Annotated in this window: 16 protein-coding genes; 10 read left to right on the forward strand and 6 right to left on the reverse strand. The window is 64.2% G+C overall.

Annotation, left to right across the window (positions count from 1 at the left end; genetic code table 11):
- Positions 1 to 2,901 carry an aminomethyl-transferring glycine dehydrogenase gene (gcvP, locus tag E3T47_RS02370; protein WP_134554035.1) on the forward strand — a complete coding sequence of 967 codons (2,901 nt, stop codon included), beginning with the start codon at positions 1 to 3 and terminating at the stop codon, positions 2,899 to 2,901.
- 3 nt (positions 2,902 to 2,904) lie between these two features.
- Here gcvP and E3T47_RS02375 read toward each other — a convergent pair whose 3' ends face one another.
- Positions 2,905 to 3,696, reverse strand: a complete 792-nt coding sequence (locus E3T47_RS02375) for a CPBP family intramembrane glutamic endopeptidase (protein ID WP_134554036.1) — start codon at positions 3,694 to 3,696, stop codon at positions 2,905 to 2,907.
- 628 nt (positions 3,697 to 4,324) lie between these two features.
- On the opposite strand from E3T47_RS02375, the gene E3T47_RS02380 reads away from it, so the two are divergent.
- The 3 genes from E3T47_RS02380 (at position 4,325) to E3T47_RS02390 (ending at position 8,818) form a co-directional block, all read left to right on the forward strand.
- Positions 4,325 to 6,112 (forward strand): ABC transporter family substrate-binding protein, encoded by a 1,788-nt coding sequence (locus E3T47_RS02380; RefSeq protein WP_134554037.1) that lies wholly within the window; start codon positions 4,325 to 4,327, stop codon positions 6,110 to 6,112.
- Positions 6,113 to 6,244: 132 nt separating this feature from the next.
- Entirely contained in the window at positions 6,245 to 7,777 is a 1,533-nt protein-coding gene (locus E3T47_RS02385; RefSeq protein WP_134554038.1) for an ABC transporter permease, read from the forward strand.
- Positions 7,778 to 8,818 (forward strand): ABC transporter permease, encoded by a 1,041-nt coding sequence (locus tag E3T47_RS02390; protein ID WP_134554039.1) that lies wholly within the window; start codon positions 7,778 to 7,780, stop codon positions 8,816 to 8,818.
- A gap of 11 nt (positions 8,819 to 8,829) precedes the next feature.
- On the opposite strand, the gene E3T47_RS02395 is transcribed toward E3T47_RS02390, so the two are convergent.
- The gene (locus E3T47_RS02395; protein WP_134554040.1) at positions 8,830 to 9,438 is read right to left on the reverse strand and encodes a PH domain-containing protein; all 609 of its coding nucleotides are present in this window, start codon (positions 9,436 to 9,438) and stop codon (positions 8,830 to 8,832) included.
- Between the two features lie 59 nt (positions 9,439 to 9,497).
- Here E3T47_RS02395 and E3T47_RS02400 point away from each other — a divergent pair, with 59 nt between their 5' ends.
- On the forward strand, positions 9,498 to 11,285 hold the full coding sequence (locus E3T47_RS02400; protein WP_134554041.1) for a dipeptide ABC transporter ATP-binding protein: 1,788 nt from the start codon (positions 9,498 to 9,500) through the stop codon (positions 11,283 to 11,285).
- A 133-nt stretch (positions 11,286 to 11,418) separates the two neighbouring features.
- Positions 11,419 to 13,329, forward strand: coding sequence for a translational GTPase TypA (gene typA, locus E3T47_RS02405; RefSeq protein WP_134554042.1), 1,911 nt, complete (start codon positions 11,419 to 11,421; stop codon positions 13,327 to 13,329).
- A 168-nt stretch (positions 13,330 to 13,497) separates the two neighbouring features.
- Here typA and efeB read toward each other — a convergent pair whose 3' ends face one another.
- The 3 genes from efeB to efeU are packed head-to-tail and all read right to left on the reverse strand — an operon-like array spanning position 13,498 to position 16,926.
- Positions 13,498 to 14,862: an iron uptake transporter deferrochelatase/peroxidase subunit gene (gene efeB / locus E3T47_RS02410; RefSeq protein WP_174844623.1), complete on the reverse strand. Its 1,365-nt coding sequence runs from the start codon at positions 14,860 to 14,862 to the stop codon at positions 13,498 to 13,500.
- Positions 14,859 to 16,028, reverse strand: coding sequence for an iron uptake system protein EfeO (gene efeO, locus E3T47_RS02415; RefSeq protein ID WP_134554043.1), 1,170 nt, complete (start codon positions 16,026 to 16,028; stop codon positions 14,859 to 14,861). The genes efeB and efeO overlap by 4 nt, the downstream gene beginning before the upstream one ends.
- A 28-nt stretch (positions 16,029 to 16,056) precedes the next feature.
- Entirely contained in the window at positions 16,057 to 16,926 is an 870-nt protein-coding gene (efeU, locus tag E3T47_RS02420) for an iron uptake transporter permease EfeU (protein WP_134554044.1), read from the reverse strand.
- Between the two features lie 164 nt (positions 16,927 to 17,090).
- On the opposite strand from efeU, the gene E3T47_RS02425 reads away from it, so the two are divergent.
- The 4 genes from E3T47_RS02425 (at position 17,091) to E3T47_RS02440 (ending at position 21,062) form a co-directional block, all read left to right on the forward strand.
- The gene (locus E3T47_RS02425) at positions 17,091 to 18,080 is read left to right on the forward strand and encodes a PIG-L deacetylase family protein (protein WP_134554045.1); all 990 of its coding nucleotides are present in this window, start codon (positions 17,091 to 17,093) and stop codon (positions 18,078 to 18,080) included.
- A gap of 35 nt (positions 18,081 to 18,115) precedes the next feature.
- Positions 18,116 to 18,439 (forward strand): ferredoxin, encoded by a 324-nt coding sequence (gene fdxA, locus E3T47_RS02430; RefSeq protein ID WP_134554046.1) that lies wholly within the window; start codon positions 18,116 to 18,118, stop codon positions 18,437 to 18,439.
- A 6-nt stretch (positions 18,440 to 18,445) separates the two neighbouring features.
- A complete protein-coding gene (dapC, locus tag E3T47_RS02435) occupies positions 18,446 to 19,558 on the forward strand; it encodes a succinyldiaminopimelate transaminase (protein ID WP_134554047.1) in 1,113 nt (370 codons plus the stop codon).
- A 217-nt stretch (positions 19,559 to 19,775) separates the two neighbouring features.
- A complete protein-coding gene (locus E3T47_RS02440; protein ID WP_134554254.1) occupies positions 19,776 to 21,062 on the forward strand; it encodes a citrate synthase in 1,287 nt (428 codons plus the stop codon).
- Between the two features lie 119 nt (positions 21,063 to 21,181).
- Here E3T47_RS02440 and E3T47_RS02445 read toward each other — a convergent pair whose 3' ends face one another.
- On the reverse strand, positions 21,182 to 21,661 hold the full coding sequence (locus E3T47_RS02445; protein WP_134554048.1) for a hypothetical protein: 480 nt from the start codon (positions 21,659 to 21,661) through the stop codon (positions 21,182 to 21,184).
- Between the last annotated feature and the right edge of the window lie 346 nt (positions 21,662 to 22,007).

Genomic DNA, 22,007 nt, shown 5'->3' on the forward strand with positions numbered 1-22,007 from the left:
ATGACGCAGGCCTTTTCCCAGCGCCACATCGGTACCGATGTCGACGCCCAGTCCCACATGCTCGAGACGCTCGGCTACGACTCGGTGGACGACCTCGTCTCCGCCGCTATGCCGGCGTCGATCCACGCCGACCTGTTTCGGCAGGACGCAGGCAGTGCCCTACCGCCCGCCGCGACCGAGAACGAGGCCGTCGCCGAACTGCGCGCCCTCGCCGGGCGCAACACTGTCAAACGATCGATGATCGGCCTCGGCTACTACGACACGTTCACGCCCGCCGTGATCAAGCGCAACGTGTTCGAGAACCCCAGCTGGTACACCGCTTACACCCCTTACCAGCCCGAGATCTCCCAGGGCCGGCTCGAAGCGCTCATAAATTTTCAGACCATGATCGCCGACCTCACCGGGCTGACGACGGCCAACGCGTCGATGCTCGACGAATCCACCGCGGTGGTCGAGGGTATGCTGCTTGCCCTGCGCGCCTCCAAATCCGGCTCGCGACGGTTCATCGTCGACACGGATGCCTTCCCCCAGACCCACGCGCTGCTCACCAATCGCGCCGCCGCGCTCGGCATCGAACTGGCGCAGGTGGCTTTGACCGAGCAGAGCACGGCCGAAGACCTCGGCGACTATTTCGGTGTCTTCGTGCAGTACCCCGCTGCCTCCGGACGCATCTGGAACCCGCAGGTCGTCATCGACCTCGCGCACGAGAACAAGGCCCTCGTTATCGTGGCCGCCGACCTGCTCGCCCTCACCCTGCTGAAGTCGCCCGGCGACCTCGGCGCCGATGTCGCCGTCGGCACCACCCAGCGCTTCGGCGTGCCGATGGGCTTCGGCGGACCGCACGCCGGCTACATGGCCGTGCGTAAGGGCCTCGAACGCCAGCTGCCCGGCCGCCTGGTCGGCGTGAGCGTCGACGCCACCGGTCACCCGGCCTACCGCCTCGCCCTGCAGGTGCGTGAGCAGCACATTCGCCGCGACAAGGCCACTTCGAACATCTGTACCGCCCAGGTGCTGCTCGCCGTGATGGCCGGTATGTACGCGGTCTACCACGGGCCGCAAGGCCTGAAGGCGATCGCCGAACGGGTGCACGAGCGGGCCGGGGCCCTGGTCGCTGCGCTGCGCGCCATTGACGTCGGCGTGCTCACCGACACCTTCTTCGACACGTTCCAGATCAATGTGCCGGCGGGCGCCGCCGAGGTCGTGGCGAAGGCAGCCGAAAGCGGCTACAACCTGCACCAGGTCGATGCGAACACCATCAGCGTTTCGGTCGACGAGACCACAACGCTCGCCGACCTTTCATACGTTGTCGGAGCGTTCGGCGGCCGCGACGCCTTCGGCCACGTCGACTTCGATGCCGTGCAGCACGGGCTGCCGGGCGATCTCGATCGCACGAGCGAGTACCTCACCCACCCGGTGTTCAACACGCACCGCTCTGAGACCAGCATGATGCGCTACCTCAAGCGCCTCGCCGATTACGACTACGCGCTCGACCGCGGCATGATCCCGCTCGGCTCCTGCACCATGAAGCTCAACGCCGCGAGCGAGATGGAGGCCGTCAGCTGGCCCGAATTCGCCGGGATCCACCCCTTCGCGCCCACAGCGGATGTCGAGGGTTACCTGCACCTGGTGCGCCAGCTCGAAACCTGGCTATCCGACGTCACCGGATACGACTCCGTGTCGCTGCAGCCCAACGCCGGCAGCCAGGGCGAACTTGCCGGCCTGCTCGCCATCCGCGGGTACCACCAGTCCAACGGTGCGATCGACCGCACGGTCTGCCTGATCCCGTCGAGCGCGCACGGCACCAACGCGGCATCCGCTGTCCTTGCCGGTATGCGCGTTGTCGTCGTGGCCTGCGATGACCTCGGAAACGTCGACCTCGCCGACCTGCACGCCAAGATCGCCGAGCACGCCCACACCCTCGCCGCGCTCATGATCACCTACCCGTCCACCCACGGTGTCTACGAGCACGAGGTCGCCACCATCTGTGCGGACGTGCACGCGGCCGGGGGCCAGGTGTACGTCGACGGCGCCAATCTCAACGCGCTGCTCGGATTCGCCCGCTATGGTGACTTCGGCGGCGACGTCTCGCACCTGAACCTGCACAAGACCTTCTGCATCCCGCACGGCGGGGGAGGCCCGGGCGTTGGCCCGGTCGCGGCCAAAGCTCACCTCGCACCGTTCCTGCCTGGGCATCCTCTCGCCCAGAGCGACGAGCACTACCTGCTGGGCAGTGGGGGAGCCACCGCGAACGTCGTGCACGCCGGCGGGCCGGTCTCGGCGGCGCCGTACGGCAGCCCGAGCATCCTGCCCATCTCGTGGGCCTACGTGCGCATGATGGGAATCGACGGCCTCAAGCAGGCCACCGGCGCCGCCGTGCTCGCCGCTAACTACGTGGCCAAACGCCTCGAGAACAGCTATCCGCTGCTCTACTCGGGCGAAAACGGCCTGGTCGCGCACGAGTGCATCCTTGACCTGCGCCCGCTCACTGCGGCCACCGGTGTGAGCGTCGATGACGTGGCCAAACGCCTTGTCGACTACGGCTTCCATTCACCGACCATGAGCTTTCCGGTGGCCGGCACGCTCATGGTCGAGCCCACAGAGAGCGAAGACCTCGGCGAAATCGACCGTTTCGTCGACGCCATGATCGCGATCAAGGCCGAAGCGGATGCCGTCGCCGCCGGCCGCTGGCCCGCCGACGACAATCCGCTGCACAACGCCCCGCACACGGCGCAATCGGTGATCGAGGGGGAGTGGGAGCATCCATACGATCGGACGACCGCCGTGTATCCGGTCCCTACGCTCGTGCGAAACAAATACTGGCCGCCGGTGCGGCGCATCGACAACGCTTACGGTGACCGCAATCTGGTCTGCGCCTGCCCGCCGCCCGAGGCGTTCGAGTAGGAGCTAGCTAGCCGGGGCGAGCAGCCCCGGCCACCAGGCCAGCGCGAGTGGGTAGCCGACGAACGAGAGAATATCGAGCAGCCAGTGGGTCACCACGAGCGGCATGGTGCGCCCCCAGCGGGAATAGCACCAGCCGAACACGACGCCCATGGCCACGTTGCCGAAGAACGGCCCGACGCCCTGATACAGGTGATAGCTGCCGCGCAGCGCGGCCGAGCTCAGAATGATCGTCCAGGTCGACCAACCCAGTTCCCGTAGCCGCGTGAACAGATAGCCGACCACGATGAGCTCCTCGACCAGCGCCGCCTTGAGAGCCGCGAACACGAGGATCGGAATTGTCCACGAGAAGCTGTCGAGCGGCGACGGTACGACGGCCACGGTGAAGCCGAATGCCCGCCCGGCCAGGTATAGCGCAAGCCCCGGAACACCGATCACAAGCAGCAGTCCGAATCCGCCGAGCAGGTCTCGCCCGGGGCAGGTCAGGTCGAAGCCGAGACGGGTGAACGGGCTCTGCCCGGGCCGCCACAGTAGAAACAGCACCAGCGCCACCGCTGCGAGCCCGAACGCGATCCCGAGGAACTGATAGGTGAAGTCGAGCCACTCCCGCGGCGACTGCGACCCGTTGAGGGTCGCTGACTGGTCGGCGAGGGGGGTCTTATCGGTCAACCTGGCCACGATCGACACGATGGAATACACCGCCGACGCCCCGAGTGACAGCGCGAGCACGATACCGATCTCCCAGTACAGCCGCGTGCGGTGCAGCCCCGAAAGACGCGAAACGGATGCTGTGGCCATGGTTCTATCCTGCCACCCCATCACAGGGAGGCCCCCGTGACCCGGTTTGACGGGGCATCACCCCCTCGAGATTGTCTCGCAACAATCGTGCGCGCTTTGGTACCGTGACGTTCAGGAGTTGCCGACTGTATTGCGCCTTTGTAACCATTTGTGTCGCAATACCCAATTTGGGGCGACTCAAACTAGGGTCGCAACAACCCTCTGATCGTGAGTGGTGATTTCTGCGGCCTCGATCGACGGCGAGCTCACGCAGGAGTTGCTCGCGGCGTTCCCCGGAGGAAATTTCGAGTTCGGACGGTAGGCGGCGGTCTGCGCGATGACGACCCGACCGGATCGATCCCGGGCGGACCTGCATCTTTTTGGGCGCCGTATCGGCCTGATCGTTGCCCTGCCGTCCCGCTTAATCGACGAAATCTCTCTCGTAAACCTATGAATCTTGGCGTGACACTCATATACGCGCAGGTTTCGTGCAAAAAGTCTAACTTTGACGAAGATGAATGGTTCCTTTTCATAACAGTTCACGTATTTGCTTGTCACCGCTGTTGATTTCTCTCTAGGGTCGTAGCTAACCACGATCGACCCGCGGCCTCGAGCCGTGCGCCGGCGCTCACTTCGCCCAGGAGGAATCTTGTCTATCAGAGGAAAACTGTTTAGGAAAAGCCTGAGTGGGGTCGCCGTTCTCGGCGTCGCCGCCCTCGCCTTGACCGCTTGCACCACGACCGGAAGCACCGATACCAACACGGATACTGCCGGTGGCGGCGGCACGGTGACAGTCGCAATCGTCAACGACTTCACGTCGTTCAATAACCAGACCCCCCAGTCAAACCTCGACACCAACGGCATCATCGGTTACCTCATGGGCAACTACGGTTCCGCTTTCTCATACGTCGACAACGAATTCAACCTCGTGCACGAGGAGGAGTTCGGCACCTTCGAGAAAACCAGCGATGATCCACAGACCGTCACCTACACGCTCAACCCCGACAACAAGTGGTCTGACGGAGAGCCAGTGACGGCCGATGACATGCTGCTGTCCTGGGCTACGCAATCCGGCTTCTTCAACAGCTCGACCACTGACCCGGACAGCGGTGAGGTGGTGACCGGTACGCAGTACTTCGACCTCGCTGCGAGCACCGCCGGACTCGACACGACGGCGCTGCCGACGATCAGCGACGATAACCTATCGATGACCCTGGTCTATGGAACGCCCTACGTGGACTGGGAGATCATCAACCCAATCGGGCAGCCGGCGCACATCGTCGCCAAAAAAGCCGGACTCGGCTCGGCAGCCGACCTGACCGAACTGATCATGGGCCTGCCCAAGGGAGACCCGGCCAGCCCGGCCGAAGCGGACCCCACATTCAAGGCGGCCGCCGACTTCGTGAACACGGGCTATGACGTGACCGCGTTCCCGACCGACCCCGACCTGCTCGTCTCGAGTGGACCTATGGTTCCGACCGGGTGGACGCCCGGACAGTCCTTCACCATGGAGCCTAATAAGTTCTATGTCGCTGGGATGAAGCCCAAAATCGACAAGCTGATCCTGCGCGTCATCCCCGACGCGAACGCCGAGGTCACCGCGCTGCAGAACGGCGAGGTTGACATCATGTATCCGCAGGCATCGGCTGACACTCTTACAGCGCTCGAGAACACCGGCGCCGACGTACTGACCGGCGACCAGCTCTCTTACGACCATGTCGACCTCAACTTCGGCTCCGAGGTCTTCGCCGATCTGAGCGTTCGTCAGGCCTTCCTGAAGACCATCCCGCGCCAGCAAATCCTTGACTCCCTCATCACGCCCATCAACCCCGACGCCGAGGTGCTGAACTCGCAGATCTGGGTTCCGGCCAACGAGCCGTACAGCGATTCCGTCTCCAATAACGGCTCGAGCGACTACGCCGAGGTAGACATCGAGGGTGCCAAGACGCTTCTCGCCGGCGCGACGCCGACGGTGAGCATTCTGTACAACTCCAACAACCCGAACAGGGTCGATACCTTCCAGGCCATTCAGGAGTCGGCCAGCCAGGCCGGGTTCAATATCGTCGACAAGGGGTCACCCGACTGGAGTTCGCTGCTGTCCGGTGGCGACTATGAAGCGTCGATCTTCGGTTGGATCAGCCCCGGCGTTGGTTCGGCCGGCATCTCGCAGATCTTCTCGACCGATGGCGGCGGTAACTACAGCCGCTACACAGGAACGAACGATGATGCGCTCCTGACCCAGATAACGCTCGATCCGGATGAACTCATCGCGATTGAGAAGCGGATGGACAAGCAGATGTTCGCGGATGCCTATGGCCTGCCGCTGTTCCAGCTGCCCGGCGTGTTCGGCGTCTCCAAGCGCGTCAGCGGTGTGGAGTACATGGGTAACCAGACCGGTCCGTTCTGGAACTTCTGGGAATGGTCTGTCAACGAGTAGATAGCTCGATCGCGCCGTTGGGCTTCTGAGTTCGCTCAGGAGCCCAACTCTCGGATCTGGCGGCATCCGTTCCAGGGCGCGTTCGCGCCAGTCCAGAAGTACGAACAACCCCCATAGTGAGGTAGCCCCGGCATGGTGAGCTTTATCCTGAGACGCATTCTCGTCTCCATCCTCATCCTGATCGCCGCATCGTTTCTGATGTACGTCATGGTCGGCTACTCCGCGCAGCCGCTCCAGGACCTCGAGAGCAGCAACTCGCCCAACAAACAGCAGCTCATCGACGCGCGAGTGGCACGACTCGACCTCGACGTGCCTCCGCCCTTGCGCTGGGTACTGTGGCTTGGCGGCGTCGCCAAGTGTGCGATTCCCTTTGCCAACGCTTGCGATCTTGGGTCGACCATTTCGAATGCCCAGGTCGTCGATATTCTCCCCAACGCTCTCGCCGCGACAGTGCAGCTGGTCACCTTCGCGCTCGTTCTCGCCATTCTTCTTGGTGTCACGATCGGTATCATCACTGCATTGCGCCAGTACAGCGGCCTCGACAACACGGTCACTTTCGTGAGCTTCTTTCTCTTCTCGTTGCCCGCGTTTCTCGTGGCGGTGCTCCTCAAAGAATTCATCGCCATCGGGTTCAACGATTTTCTCCGCGATCCCGTCATCGGCGGCACCGCCTTGGTCGTCATTGGTGTCATCATCGGGGCTATCTGGCAGTCTTTGCTCGGTGGGGACCGTCGTCGCCGACTCGTCGTTTTTCTCGTGTCGGGGCTCGCTACATCCGGGGTACTGCTCCTAATGAGCGCGACCGGATGGTTTGAGAATCCTGGTTTGGGTCCGATCCCCGTCATCCTGCTGGTCGCGGCAATCGCCGCCGGTGCGGCGACCCTGCTGGCCGGACTGCGCAACCGCCGGGCACTGATCACCGCCGGTATAAACGCTGCGCTAGCCATCGCAGCATATTTTTCCTTGCAGCCGCTATTCGACGTTTCAAGTGCAGGAACGCTTTTCATTCTGGCGCTCGCCACGATCGGGGTTGGACTGGTTAGTGGTTTTCTGGCTGGCGGCTACGATCGCGGCCAGAACATGCGGGTCGGTCTCGTCACCGCCCTGTTCTCCGGCGCGGTCGTGCTTCTTGACCGGTTCATGCAATCCTGGGGTGACCTCCTGACCGCGACCAACGGGCGCCCGATCGCCACAGTGGGATCCAAGACCCCGGGAGTGTCCGGCGACGTGTGGCTCACCGGACTCGATACGTTCGCGCACCTCACGCTGCCAATCGTTGCCTTGCTGCTGATCTCTTTCGCCGGGTACACCCGGTACTCCCGCGCCGGAATGCTCGAAGTGCTCAGCCTCGACTTCATTCGCACTGCCCGCGCCAAGGGGCTTCCGGAACGCACGGTGATCGTGCGGCACGCGTTCCGCAACATGCTGATTCCGCTGACGACCCTCGTCGCCTTCGATGTCGGCGCGCTGCTCGGTGGCGCAATCATCACAGAAAAGATCTTCGCCATTCCCGGAATGGGGAGCCTGTTCAATTCGGGACTAGAGCGGGGTGACCTGAACCCGGTCATGGGCTATTTTCTTATCGTCGCCGCTATGGCCATCACCTTCAATTTTCTGGCCGACATGGCCTACGCCGGGCTAGACCCCAGAGTGAGGATTCGCTAAATGTCCACACCAATTGGTCTAGGACCGACGCCACCCGAAGTCCCCGCTGACGAACTCGCTGCGGCAAATTCGTTACCCGAGAGTCAGGGTCGCCTGATCTGGCGCCGCTTCGTCGGCAATAGGGTGGCCGTGGCGTCGATTATCGTGCTTTTGGCCATCATCCTGTTCTCCTTCTCCGCCATCGGCATCGGCCCTATTCCAGGCTGGTGGAGGTTCGGGTTCAAGGAACTCAACCCGCAAGTCAACGGTGGCGACCCGACCCTGTCCCTGCTGCCGCAGTTTCTCGGCGGCGACGGTGTTTCGCTGGGCGAGCATCCGTTCGGCCAGGACCGCATCGGCAAGGACTACTTCGCCATGACCATGCGGGGCATCCAGAATTCCGCGCTCGTCATGGTTGTGCTCGGCCTCATTGCAACGGTAGTGGGTGTGGTGGTCGGGGCGATCGCCGGCTACTACCGCGGCACCGTCGACGCCATTCTCATGCGCGTCACCGACGTCTTCATCGTGATTCCCGCCCTTGTCATCGGCTCCGTCGTCGGCCACTGGTTCGGCAGCCTCGGCGCACCGGTGCTCGCGATCATGCTCGGCTTCTTCTCCTGGATGGGCATCGCCCGGCTGGTGCGCGGCGAATTCCTCTCCCTGCGCGAACGGGAGTTCGTCGAAGCTGCCCGCGTTGCCGGCGCCTCCGACATGCGCATCATCTTCAAGCACATCCTGCCCAACGCCATGGGTGTCGTCATCGTGTCGGCGACGCTCATCATGGCCTCGGCCATCCTGCTCGAGACGGCGCTGAGCTATCTCGGCTACGGCATCCGCTCTCCCGACGTGTCGCTCGGGCTGCTGATCAGCTCGAACCAGTCGGCCTTCCAGACCCGACCGTGGCTGTTCTGGTGGCCCGGCGCGTTCATCGTGTCGCTCGCGCTGTTGGTGAACTTCGTCGGTGACGGCCTGCGCGACGCTTTTGACCCGCGGCACCGCCGGTTCAAGCTCAGTAAAATGCGCGAAACCCCGCCCGAACCGGAGCTGGAGCCGAAGCCGTGACGCCGTGCAGCCTAAGAGAGCAGAATGGTCACAACGGATGCCGCAGCGCCCGCCGCCAGCGCCCCCGCGCGACCCCAGGCCCACACGATCGATACCGGAGTCTGGGCGGCGAGGCCGCCGTTTACCCGGCCGCTGCGCTGCAGGGCGTCCCAGCGTGCGCGCACCAGTTGCGCCGCCTCTCCGGACTCACTTCCCGGCAGGTCTCCGGGTCGGGGTGCTCCGGTGAGGTAGGGCACCGGGTCGGTGGTCTTGCGACGTCCGGCGCTGGTCAGGCTGCGGCCGGGTGCAGGGGCGCAGTACACCGCGAACTTGCGTCCGGGCGTATAGAGGGTGAGCGCGAACTTGGTGTCAACGTGCACGAGCGCCGCCCACGGCACCACGATGGTGCGCAGCGGATTGCGAATGGTCACGGCCGTATCGCTCACGCGCAAGTCGGGCCGCCAGAGCATTTCCCAGACGAACAGTATGACGAACAGGGCCGGAACGACCAACCAGCGATTGGATGCGGTCGGCAGCAGGAACAGGCTCAGCGCGCTGAGCGCAGCCACCGTGGCGAACAGGGCGGCGATAATGCGGTTGAACCGCGAGTAGAAGACATTCGGGTCGGCAGCGACGGGCATTCAGCCATCGTGCCAGACTCCGGCCTCAGAAACCGCACGATCGAGGGAAGCAGGATTTCATGACCGACCAGGTGACGAACACATTCTCCGGCCCCGTGCTTCAGGTGACCGACCTGACCGTGCACTTCGGCGTGGACAACGTCTGGGTGCCAGCCGCGCTCAATCTGGGCTACTCGATCGAGCGTGGCAAGGTGCTCGCCATCGTCGGCGAGTCCGGCTCGGGCAAGAGCGCCAGTTCGATGGCCATTCTCGACCTGCTCCCCGAGAACAGTCGCGTCTCCGGCAGCGTCAAGCTCAGCGGTCGGGAACTCATGGGACTGAAGCCCGCGCAGATGCACAGAGTGCGCGGCGGCCAGGTCGCCATGATCTTTCAGGAGCCGATGACTGCCCTCAACCCGGTGTACACGATCGGATTCCAGATCATTGAAACCCTGCGCGCTCACTTCGGTATGTCGCCGTCGCAGGCGAGGGCACGTGCCCTGGAACTGCTCGATATGGTCGAACTCCCAGATCCCCTGAAAGCATTCAACTCCTATCCGCACCAACTGTCTGGAGGACAACGCCAGCGCGCCATGATCGCCCAGTCCATCTCCTGCGACCCGCAACTGCTCATCGCCGACGAACCCACAACCGCCCTCGATGTGACGGTGCAGGCCGAGATCCTTGACCTGCTGCGCAGCCTGCGCGACCGACTCGATAGTGCCATTTTGCTGATCACGCACGACATGGGTGTCGTTGCCGACCTCGCCGATGACATCGCCGTCATGCGACGGGGCGTCATCGTGGAACGCGGCACGGTCGATCAGATTTTCAACAAACCCAGTCACCCGTACACCATCGCCCTGCTCCAGGCGGTCCCGCACCTCGGCCAGCGCGGCGATGAAGCGATCGATATGACCGCGGCGCTGGCCATCGGTACCGACATCGTGGTCGACGCCGTACTTGCCGCTCGCATCGAGGTCAACGAGCGGCTGGCGAATGAGGCGGCTACTGCAGCCCGGCGTGACAGCCGCGAGGTGGTCGTCAAGTTCGACGATGTCGTCATCGAATACCCTAAACACGGTCGAGTCGCGGCTTTTCGCGCCGTCGATCAGGTCAACCTGTTCGTACGCCAAGGCGAGGTGCTCGGGCTTGTGGGAGAGTCGGGTTCCGGCAAAACCACCCTCGGTCGCGCCGCCATCGCCCTGCTGCCGATCACCGAGGGCACGCTGCACGTGGCCGGTCATGACATTTCGAAAGCCAGCCGTGACGAGATTCACCGGCTCCACAAGAGTGTCGGCATCGTCTTTCAAGATCCATCGTCTTCGCTCAACCCCCGGATGCCCATCGGCGACAGCATCGGCGAACCGCTCAAGCTCGCCAAGGGCTTGAAGGGGGCGGGGCTTAGCGCCGAGGTGGAGCGGCTGCTCGACAGCGTCGAGCTGCCGCGCGCCTACCGCAGCCGCTTTCCACACGAACTGTCCGGCGGGCAGAAGCAGCGCGTCGGCATCGCCCGCGCGCTCTCGCTCGAGCCGAAAGTGCTCATCGCCGATGAACCGACCAGCGCGCTCGACGTGTCGGTGCAGGCTCGGGTGCTTCAGCTGATCCAGTCGCTGCAGAGGCAGATGAACTTCGCCTGCCTGTTCATCACTCACGACCTCGCCGTCATCGACGTGCTCGCCGATCGTATTGCCGTGATGCACCACGGCCGCATAGTCGAAACCGGCACGCGGGATGAGATATTGCGCTACCCGAAAGACCCATACACCCAACGTCTGCTCGCAGCCGTGCCGATCCCCGACCCGACCGAACAGCGGGCACGCCGCGAACTGCGCCGCGAGTTGCTGGCCGCCGGAAACGATGTTTAGCCGAGTACGGCCCACCGGACCGGTCGAAATCATACGGTAGGATAGTACTTTGGGTCACATTATGACCCCCGGTATCCATTCTTCGTCGCGCGCGAGACTCTGCGGCACTCATTCTTCGTAAGGATCTATTTTTATGGCGATTGCTACACGCAATAACCTCCGAAATGTTGCAATCGTTGCTCACGTTGACCACGGTAAGACGACGCTGGTCGACGCGATGCTCAAGCAGACCGACTCCTTCGCGGACCACTCCCACGTTGAAGAGCGTGCGATGGACTCGAACGAACTCGAGCGCGAAAAGGGCATCACGATTCTCGCCAAGAACACGGCGGTCTCGTACAAGGGCGTCCACGCGACTGAGGGTCCCATCACCATCAACGTGATCGACACCCCGGGCCACGCTGACTTCGGCGGCGAGGTCGAACGCGGATTGTCCATGGTCGACGGCGTCGTCCTCCTCGTCGACGCATCCGAGGGCCCGCTGCCGCAGACCCGTTTCGTGCTCCGTAAGGCGCTCGAAGCCAAACTGCCCGTCATCCTCCTCGTCAACAAGACCGACCGTCCCGACGCGCGCATCGATGAGGTCGTGGCCGAAAGCCAGGACCTCCTCATCGGCCTCGCGAGCGACATGGCCGACGACTTCCCCGACCTCGACCTCGACGCCGTCCTCGACGTGCCCGTCGTCTATGCGTCGGGCCGCAACGGCGCCGCCAGCTGGAACAAGCCCGAAGATGGCACCCTGCCCGACAACGACGACCTCGAGCCGCTGTTCGATGCGATCCTCAAGCACATTCCGGCACCGACCTACGATGACACGCACCCGCTTCAGGCCCACGTCACAAACCTCGATGCCTCGCCGTTCCTTGGCCGCCTCGCACTGCTGCGAATCTTCCAGGGCACCATCAAGAAGGGCCAGACCGTGGCCTGGGTGCAGCAGGACGGCACCGTCAGCAACGTGAAGATCACCGAGCTGCTCATCACCAAGGCGCTGGACCGCTACCCCACTGAAAGCGCCGGCCCCGGCGACATCGTGGCAGTGGCCGGTATCGAGAACATCACCATCGGTGAGACCCTCGCCGACCCCGACGACGTACGCCCGTTGCCGACCATCACGGTCGACGATCCGGCCATTTCGATGACCATCGGCACGAACACCTCACCGCTCATGGGTAAGGTCAAAGGCCACAAGCTCACCGCCCGCATGGTCAAGGACCGGCTCGACCGCGAACTCGTCGGTAACGTCTCGCTCAAGGTCGTCGACATCGGACGCCCGGACGCCTGGGAGGTGCAGGGCCGTGGAGAACTGGCCCTCGCCATCCTGGTCGAGCAGATGCGTCGCGAAGGATTCGAACTTACCGTCGGCAAGCCGCAGGTAGTGGTGAAGCGCGTCGACGGCAAGGTCCACGAGCCGTTCGAACACCTCACCATCGATGCACCCGAAGAATACCTCGGCGCCATCACACAGCTGCTCGCCGCCCGCAAGGGTCGCATGGAGAACATGGCCAACCACGGCACCGGCTGGGTTCGCATGGAATTCATCGTCCCGTCGCGCGGCCTGATCGGCTTCCGCACGCAGTTCCTCACGGACACGCGCGGTACCGGTATCGCCAACGCAATTTTGCACGGTTACGAGCCCTGGGCCGGAACGATCAACACCCGCACGAACGGTTCCATTGTGGCCGACCGTTCCGGCGCGGTTACTCCGTTCGCGATCATCAACCTGCAGGAGCGCATGTCGTTCTTCGTGCAGCCGACCTCCGAGGTCTACGAAGGCATGGTCATCGGCGAGAACTCGCGCGCCGACGACATGGACGTGAACATCACCAAGGAAAAGAAACTGACCAACATGCGTCAGTCCAGCTCCGACACGTTCGAGTCGATGACGCCGCCCAAGCAGCTCTCGCTCGAGCAGTGCCTTGAATTCGCTCGTGAAGATGAGTGCGTCGAGGTCACCCCGGCCGCCGTGCGTATTCGCAAGGTGGAGCTCACCGCCGCCGCTCGCTCGCGCCAGGTTTCGCGCGTGAAGAAGATGGACGCAAACTAACCCGCACCTGCTTCCCTGGAACCCTCGCAGCATCTGCTGCGGGGGTTTCCCGCGTTAAGCATCGAAGACCCGTGAGTTTGTACCATCCAGCCGTGAGTATGCGTTCGACATAAACCTATCAACGCCTTGAAGCTCACGGCCCGGCGAACGGATATGTCCCACCGTGTGTCACGCGAAGAGGGGCGCGCCCACGTAGCTTCCTTCAGCAGTGCCGGCCGGAACGGCGAACAGGGCGCTTCCGACGTGCCGAATGTACTCGTTGAGGGCATCGTGCCTGGCCAGGTTCAGCTGCACCGCGGTGAACTGGGCCGGCGACCGCTGAAAGCTGATGAAGAACAGCCCGGCCTCGAGCCGCCCCAGGTCGTCATTACCATCGACGAAGTTGTAGCCGCGACGCAGCAGCTTCATGCCCTGGTTCTGGCTCGGATGCGCGAGCCGCACATGCGCGGCGGCACCGATGAGCGGCTGGTCCTCCCGCCCGGCGAGCGTGAAGTCGGGCTCGCTGAACTCGGTGCCGCCGGAGAGCGGCGCGCCAGCGCCCTTGGTGCGGCCGAACACCGCCTCCTGCTCGCGCAGGATCGTGCGATCCCAGGTCTCAATGGTCATGCGGATGCGCCGCGCCACCAGGTAGGATCCACCGGCCAGCCAGGCCGGCCCGTCGGCCGCAGCCACCCAGACCTGGTCGGTTACCACCCCGGGCTCCTCCGCCTTGATGTTGGACGTGCCGTCCTTGAACCCGAACAGGTTGCGCGGAGTGGACTGAGTCGTTGACGTCGATGAGGTGCGCCCGAACCCGAGCTGGGACCAGCGCAGGGCGGCTCGACCGAACGCGATGCGGGACAGGTTGCGAATCGCGTGCACGGCCACTTGGGGGTCGTTCGAGCAGGCTTGGATGCACAGGTCACCGTCGCTGCGCCCGTCATCGAGGTCGTCGCCGGGAAAATGCGGGAGCGGCGTCAGATCGGCCGGTCGGCGGCCGATGATGCCGAAGCGATCGACACCATCCGCTGTCTCAAACAGGGTCGGGCCGAACCCGAACGTGATCGTGAGACCCGCCGTGGGTAGCCCCTGGGCCTCACCGGTGTCCTCGGGCGGCGCGTCGTAGGGCCCGTTGACGGCGCCATACTCGCCGATATCCTGCCCGGCGGCCATCGCGGCGGCCGCGACCGTCCAGTCCTGCAGCAGCTCGATCAGCTGGGCGCGCGTGGTGCCGGCGGAGACGTCGAAGGCGGCAAAGTGCAAGCGATCCTGTGCTGGCGTGACGATGCCGGCCTGGTGGCTGCCATAGAACGGGTAGACCGCCGAAGCGGATGCCTCTTCCGATCCCGCCGCCAGCGCAGTTCTGTCCCCGGCTACACCGAGCCCGATCCCGGCGACGCTGGCCCCGGCGAGTCCGAGTAGCCCGCGCCGCGACAGTCTGTGTGCTGGCGCTGCCGGAGCTGCGGAGGCGGGGTTGGAGGGCCCCGCGCTCGACGCGGCGCCGGATTCGGCCTTCTTACCGCGCGTGCTGGTGTTTTTTAGGCTGCGCCTCACAGTACGAGCGCGGCGGTGAGCCCATTCAGCGGCTCGCCGACGGCGTTGACCTGATCCGCGAGGGCGCGTATCTCAGCGGGAGTGAGGTCGGTGTAGAGCTTGAACCCGTCGCCGACGCGCTGGGCGTCGAGCAGCGTTTGCAGGGAGGCGAATTCGGTGTCGAGTGAAGTGGCCAGCTCGGCATGCGTTTTCAGTAGGATCGGACGAACCCCGTCGTAGAGCACCTTGGCTCCGTCGACGTTGGCCTGAAAGTCCCAGAGGTCGGTGTGCGACCAGGTCTCTTCCTCCCCGGTGACCTTGCCCGTGGCGACTTCGTCGAGCAGGCCGATCGCGCCATTGGTGCGCTGCGACAGGGTGAACGTCAGTCCCTCCACCTTGTCTTGCAGGGTCGCGGTGTCGGCGACCAGCTGCCGGGTGAGCGCCGCTCGCTTCTCCGCGCTGTAGGCCTCGAAGCCGGATTCAGCGTCCTGTGGCCAGAGGTCCTTCTCGATCGCGTGCCAGCCGGTCCAGTTCTGGCCCTCTTCGAGGTCGGCCTCGCGCAGGTCGAGCTTCGGGTCGAGGTCTCCGAAGGATTCCGCGATGGTCTCCACCCGCTCCCAGTGCACCCGAGTCGAGGCGTACAGGCTGCGGGCCGTGTCGTCGTCCCTACTTTCATAGGCGGCGGCGAAAGAGTCGGTGCCGGTGACGAGCTGGTCGATCTGATCACTGACGTACGAGGAGTAGCTGGTGTTGGCGGTGTCGATCTGGGCTGCAAGGTCGACGTCCATGGTGGCGGCGGCATCCGTTTTGGTGGCGGTGAATTCGGCCTTGCCGACGCCGTCACCGGTCATGCCCGGTTTGCAGGCGGTGAAGTAGCTGCCGGCGTCGAGCTGCACCACGAGGTCGCGGCTGAGCCCCGGACCGATGTTCTCCGCCTCCCCGACGATGCGCAGGCCGTCGTCGGCGAGCAGGTAGAACTCGGTCACCTGATCACCGGAATTGGTGACCGTGAAACGGATGCTGCCGGCCGGCGCTTCATTCGCAGATATCGCGCAATCCGCCGCGCTGCTGTCTACGGTGATCGCCGTGTGCGAGGCAGCTTGGTTGTTTGCGACGCAGCCGCTGAGCAGGCTAACGCCGAGAACACCGACGCCGAGCAGGCGGGCATAACGCAACACACGAGGCATGAAGATCCTTTTTCAGAGAAACGAGAAATTAGTGCGCGGCAACCGGCACGGACATCGGCGTCCGGGGTGCGGCCTCAACCGGGCGGGAGCTGGTGCGACCGCGGCGGCTCTTGCTGATGAAGAGGGTCAGGGTGGGCACGGCATAGGCCAGCCAGACGAACATCTCCAGCCAGGTGGTGGCGGGGGAGAAATTCAGGGTGCCCTTGAGCAGCGTGCCGTACCAGCTGTCCGGCGGCACGGCAGCGCTCACGTTGAAGGCGAGAGCGTGCAGGCCCGGCAGGAAGCCGGCTTCCTGCAGGTCGTGCACGCCGTAGGAGAGTACGCCCGCAGCGACGATGATGAGAATCGCGCCGGTATAGGTGAAGAACTTCGACAGGTTGATCTTGAGCATGCCCGCGTAAATCAGTGCGCCGAGGCCGATCGCCGTCGCGATGCCGAGGGCCGCACCGATCAGCGGCATGGTCGTTGCACCGGTGGCCTGCACGGCGGCCCAGATGAACAGGGCGGTCTCGATGCCCTCACGGCCGACCGCGAGAAAGGCGACGAGAACGAGGCCGAGGCCGGTGCCGACGAGGTGCTTGTCGATGTTGCCCTGCAGGTGACCCTTGAGGTCGCGTGCGGTGCGCAGCATCCAGAACACCATCCAGGTCACCAGGCCGGTCGCGACAATTGAGAGTACGCCTCCGATGGTCTCCTGTGCGGTGAACGACAGCCCGTAGGTACCGTAGGTGAGCAAAGCGCCGATGCCGAGAGCGAGAAGCACGGCCAGGCCCACGCCGATCCAGATGCGCGGCAGCACGTCACGACGGTTGATTTTAACGAGGTAAGCGATGAGGATCGTCACGATCAACGCGGCCTCAAGGCCTTCGCGCAGGCCGATCAGGTAGTTTGCGAGCACAGGTTTCCTTGAATGGTTCGGGCGATAGTTTCGGGTGAAAAAATTTGGTAAGGCTATCCTTACCGAAATCGACTCTAGTCGGAACGACGCGAGCGTGTCTAGTTATGGTTTGATTCGGGCACAGGTATTACCCAGCAAGATGAATTGCCAGCAGAGCAGAAACGGTGCGTACGCCCATGGTCATGTCCGGCAGCGGTGAGCGAATCCTGTTTCTGCACGCCCGTCCCGGCGACGAATCCGCACTGACCGGCGGCACCATTGCCCGGTTGCGCGCCGACGGGTCGCGAGTCGTCGTGCTCTATGCCGAGGTCGTCAGCGAAGCGGATGCCGCGGCCACGTCCGCGGCCCTGGCCCTACTCGGGGCGCGCAGCTGGCAGCTCCTGCCGCAAGGCTCCCGGCCGGAACTCGCCACGGCCCTTATCGCGGCCATCGAAGAATTGGACGCAACCGCCGTCGTCGTCGGCGCCGTCGATGAGGGTGTGCGGGGCGCCGTGACAGCTGCCGCGCACGAGGCCGGCCTGCCCGTTTTTCTGGCCCGCACGGTGCGTCAAGCTCCCGGACAGCGCCTCGTGGCAATCGATATCGGCGATCACCTCGCCCAGAAGCTGCGCGCGCTTGGGCGTTTTCCCGAGCGCTGGCGCCTCACGGAGCGCACTCGCACCCTCGCCGACGGCACCACTGACCTGATCACCGACACCGAAACGTTCCTGCGAGCGGATGCGCCGCGCCCGGCGCCGCTAGCCTCCGCGCCCGCCCGCCCAACGCTGGCGAATCGGTCGCTGGCCGGCTTGGGGGGCCTGCTGCTGGGCATCCTCTTTGGTGTGTTGGGAACCATTGCGCACCAGGTCACCCTGACGCTGTTCGGCGTGGCGCTGCCGATCGGCCTGACGATCGCGTTCGTTGGCATCGGTGCCCTGCTACTCGGACTGCGCCTCGTCGTCGGGGACCGGTACGTCGTCGGCCTGGCCGCCGCTGGGCTGCTCCTGACCATTTTCGTATTGTCGCTCCGTGGCTCCGGGGGGTCGGTGCTCGTGCCGGCCGGCTTGCCCGGAACCCTGTGGACCGTGGTTCCGGCTCTCATCGCGGCGTTCGTGCTGGCGTGGCCGAAACTGCCGCCGCCCCGACGCTCCGGCTTAAGGACTGATGGGGCGTAGAATCAGGAGTCAGCTCTTGAAGGGAATCCCCACCTGTGACGTATGTGATTGCTCTGCCGTGCGTCGATGTGAAAGATCGTGCTTGCATCGACGAATGCCCGGTGGACTGCATTTATGAGGGCGAACGCTCCCTCTATATCCACCCGGACGAGTGCGTCGACTGTGGAGCCTGCGAACCGGTCTGCCCGGTCGAGGCCATCTACTACGAAGACGACCTGCCCGAACAGTGGGCCGACTACTACAAAGCCAACGTCGAATTCTTCGACGACCTCGGCTCACCCGGCGGCGCAGCCAAGGTCGGCGTCCTCGCTAAGGACCACCCCGTCATCTCGGCACTGCCACCGCAGGCTGCGCACTAAGCGGCTTTGGTGCTGAAGCCGCTCCCGGACTACCCCTGGGACCAGATGGTCCCTTTTGCCACGCAGGCCCGGCAGCACGAAGGTGGAATCATCGACCTGTCGATCGGTTCACCGGTCGATGCCACGCCCGACATAGTCCAGCAGGCGCTGCGCGCGGCAGCGGATGCCCACGCCTACCCGCAAACCGTCGGTACGCCAGCCCTGCAGCAGGCGATCATCGACTGGTATGACCGGCGCCGCCGCGTCACGGGCCTAGAGCCGAAGAATGTGCTGCCCACGATCGGCTCCAAGGAACTGGTCGCGTTCATGCCGTTCATGCTTGGCCTCGGTGCGGGCGACACGATCGTGCACCCGCGAGCTGCGTACCCGACCTACGCGATCGGGGCCGCAATTGCCGGTGCCACGCCCCTGGCGTCTGATGATCCGGCCGAGTGGCCCCAATCGACCAGGCTGATCTGGCTCAACAGTCCCGGCAACCCGGATGGTCGGGTGCTGTCGGTTGAAGAGTTACGCGCGGCTGTGGCCCGCGCCCGGGAACTCGACGCCGTCATCGTCAGCGACGAATGCTACGCCGAACTCGGCTGGGACGCCCCGTGGAACGCCGACCCGATCCCGAGCATTCTCGACCCTCGCGTCATCGAGGGAGACCGGCGCAACATCGTGGCGATCTACTCGCTCAGCAAGCAGTCCAGTATGGCTGGTTATCGTGCGGCCTTCGCTGCTGGCTGCAGCGGCGTGCTCGGGCGTCTGCTGACCGTGCGCAAGCACGCCGGGCTCATGCTTCCGGCTCCGCTGCAGGCGGCGATGATCGCCGCTCTCGGAGACGATGAGCACGTCTCCGTGCAGAAAGAGCGCTACCGCGCCCGCCGTGCCGTGCTGCGGACAGCGCTAGAGCACGCCGGTTTTCGCATCGATCGGAGCGAGGCCGGGCTGTATCTCTGGGCAACGGAGGGACGGCCGGCGTGGGAATCCATCGAACGGCTCGCCGCCGTCGGGATCCTGGCCGGTCCCGGCCCGTTCTACGGCGATGGCTACCCGCAGCACGTGCGCTTTTCTCTCACCGCGACCGACGAGCGCATTGCTGCCGCCGCGATGCGATTGCGTCTCTTTCCCGAGTAGGAGACACTAGCTGTGGACTACCGCCAACGAACCGCCCGAAGTCTTAGCTGATGCAACAGTAGGCGGTCTGGCCGATTAGGCTGTAGTCGCGACAGAGTCAACCGCGGCAGTTACAGAGCTGGTCAACTCAGCGACGCGTCACCACATTTCATCCGGCAGTGATACCCGAGGAGGCTCCGTGACCGACGTCGCGCAGCACACAGCATCCGGCGAACCGATGAGTGCTGACCCCAACAAGGTCACCCTCACTTTTCCCGGCGGGAGCGCAGAGTTCCCGATCTTGACCAGTGTGGACGGCGTGTCGAGCATCGACATCTCCACCCTGGCCAAGAAGACCGGCCTCACCACGCTGGACTACGGTTTCGTGAACACGGCGGCGACCCGCTCCGCGATCACCTACATTGACGGCGACGCCGGCATCCTGCGCTATCGCGGGTATCCGATTGAGCAGATCGCCCAGAACTCGAACTTTCTCGAGACAGCCTGGCTACTTATCTACGGTGAGTTGCCCAGCGCAAACGAACTCGCAAACTTTGACGATCGCATCCGTCACCACACTCTGTTGCACGAAGACATGCGCCGGTTCTTCGATTCACTGCCGCACAAGGCACACCCGATGAGCGTGCTAGCCTCGGGCGTTTCGGCCCTGTCGACGTTCTACCAGGACTCGCTCGACCCGAAGGACCCGGAGCAGGTCGAGATTTCGACCATTCGGTTGCTGGCCAAGCTGCCGGTCATGGCCGCCTACGCGCACAAGAAGAGCGTCGGCCAGGCTTTTCTCTACCCCGACAACTCCCTGAGTTTCGTGGACAACTTTCTCAAGCTCAACTTCGGCAACATGGCCGAGCCGTACGAGGTCAATCCGGTCGTTAGCAAGGCGCTCGAACGCCTACTCATGCTGCACGAGGACCACGAGCAGAACGCCTCCACCTCTACCGTGCGCCTGGTCGGCTCGACCGAGGCCAACCTGTTCGCATCGGTATCGTCCGGCATCAATGCGCTGTTCGGCCCGCTGCACGGCGGTGCCAACGAGGCCGTGCTGTCGATGCTCGGCGAGATCCAGGCCTCCGGTCAGGGCGTCGAAAAGTACGTCGAACGCGTGAAGAACAAAGAGCAGGGCGTGAAGCTTATGGGCTTCGGCCACCGGGTCTACAAGAACTACGACCCGCGTGCCACCCTGGTCAAGGAGAGCGCCCACGAGGTGCTCGCCGCTCTCGGCGTGCAGGACGACCTGCTCGACATCGCGCAGGAACTCGAGCACATCGCGCTCAACGACGACTACTTCAAGGAGCGTCGCCTGTACCCCAACGTCGACTTTTACACCGGCGTCATCTACAAGGCAATGGGCTTCCCGACTCGCATGTTCACCGTGCTGTTCGCGATCGGCCGCCTGCCCGGCTGGGTCGCGCACTGGCGTGAGATGAACGAGGATCCGGCCACCAAGATCGGCCGTCCGCAGCAGCTGTACGTGGGGTCCCCCGCCCGCGACTACCCGCTCCGCTAGTTGGCTTCCAATCTCGGCGCGCCGTCGGGAATGCAACGGGATCGGCGCATCGTTGTGGGGTAGGAGCGTCCCGCCCAACAATCGTCAGCCTTGACCTTCTTAGTCCGGCGCCGTCACAGTCAGCAGCCGGGGCCGCGCGGGTTTGCGTTGCAGTCTTCGGCGACGAGGACGGTGGATTCTCGTGCTGTGACGACGGTGATTGGGGTGGAGGGTACTGTGACGGTTCCTTCGACGGGTCGCCAGCCTTGATCGCCGAAGCTGTAGTCGGCGTGGTAGTCGACGGTGAGAACGACCGTGAAGGTGCCTTTCTCGACGTAGGTGTGGCTGGTGGGGGTGGTGGTGAATTCGGCGAGGCTGAGGTTGTCCCAGCTGGCTCCGCCGGCTGTGGTTGTGGTTGTGGTGCCGTCGCCGTAGTTCCAGTGGTAGCCGATGGGGGTGAACATGACTTGTGCGGGTTGGCCGAGCAGTAGTCCTTCGCCGAGTTGTGCGGAGGGTCCCGCCCAGAAATTTGCAGCGAGTCCGACGATGGCCCAGCCGCCTGGTTCCATGCTGGTGGGGGCAGGGTGGGCGGGGAAGTCCTGCAGGTCGGAGACGCGCACGATGGTGTCGGGGGAGCAAACGGTGCAGGGAACTGCTGCTGTGGGGTTGCGGGAGAAGGGCAGGAAGGAGCCGTTGCCGCAGGGGATTGTCTCGATGCCGGGTTTCGCCGGGTCACCGTTGGCGCATACTCGCGGTGGTGCCGCGGCGACCGTCCCACCGCGTCCTCGCCGTGGGTGACTCGAGGTCCCCGTGCCGCTGGAGCCCGAAGTGCTATCCGCTGTCAGCTCGACGCTTCCACCGTTTGCAATACCGCCAGTTTTGGGACCATCCGGGCAAACTCCCACCTTCTTCTGGGAAAAGGTGCAGTCCTTAAGATCCGCGTGGGAGGGCGTTGAAGGCGCAAGG

Source organism: Cryobacterium ruanii (genome assembly GCF_004404055.1).
Taxonomy (GTDB): Bacteria; Actinomycetota; Actinomycetes; order Actinomycetales; family Microbacteriaceae; genus Cryobacterium; species Cryobacterium ruanii.

Coding starts and splice junctions, on each gene's coding strand:
- E3T47_RS02395 (WP_134554040.1), bottom strand. CDS start 9,438: ATGCCCGTCGCTGCCGACCCGAATGTCTTCTACTCGCGGTTCAACCGC.
- E3T47_RS02440 (WP_134554254.1), top strand. CDS start 19,776: ATGAGTGCTGACCCCAACAAGGTCACCCTCACTTTTCCCGGCGGGAGC.
- E3T47_RS02385 (WP_134554038.1), top strand. CDS start 6,245: ATGGTGAGCTTTATCCTGAGACGCATTCTCGTCTCCATCCTCATCCTG.
- gcvP (WP_134554035.1), top strand. CDS start 1: ATGACGCAGGCCTTTTCCCAGCGCCACATCGGTACCGATGTCGACGCC.
- E3T47_RS02390 (WP_134554039.1), top strand. CDS start 7,778: ATGTCCACACCAATTGGTCTAGGACCGACGCCACCCGAAGTCCCCGCT.
- efeO (WP_134554043.1), bottom strand. CDS start 16,028: ATGCCTCGTGTGTTGCGTTATGCCCGCCTGCTCGGCGTCGGTGTTCTC.
- E3T47_RS02375 (WP_134554036.1), bottom strand. CDS start 3,696: ATGGCCACAGCATCCGTTTCGCGTCTTTCGGGGCTGCACCGCACGCGG.
- E3T47_RS02400 (WP_134554041.1), top strand. CDS start 9,498: ATGACCGACCAGGTGACGAACACATTCTCCGGCCCCGTGCTTCAGGTG.
- typA (WP_134554042.1), top strand. CDS start 11,419: ATGGCGATTGCTACACGCAATAACCTCCGAAATGTTGCAATCGTTGCT.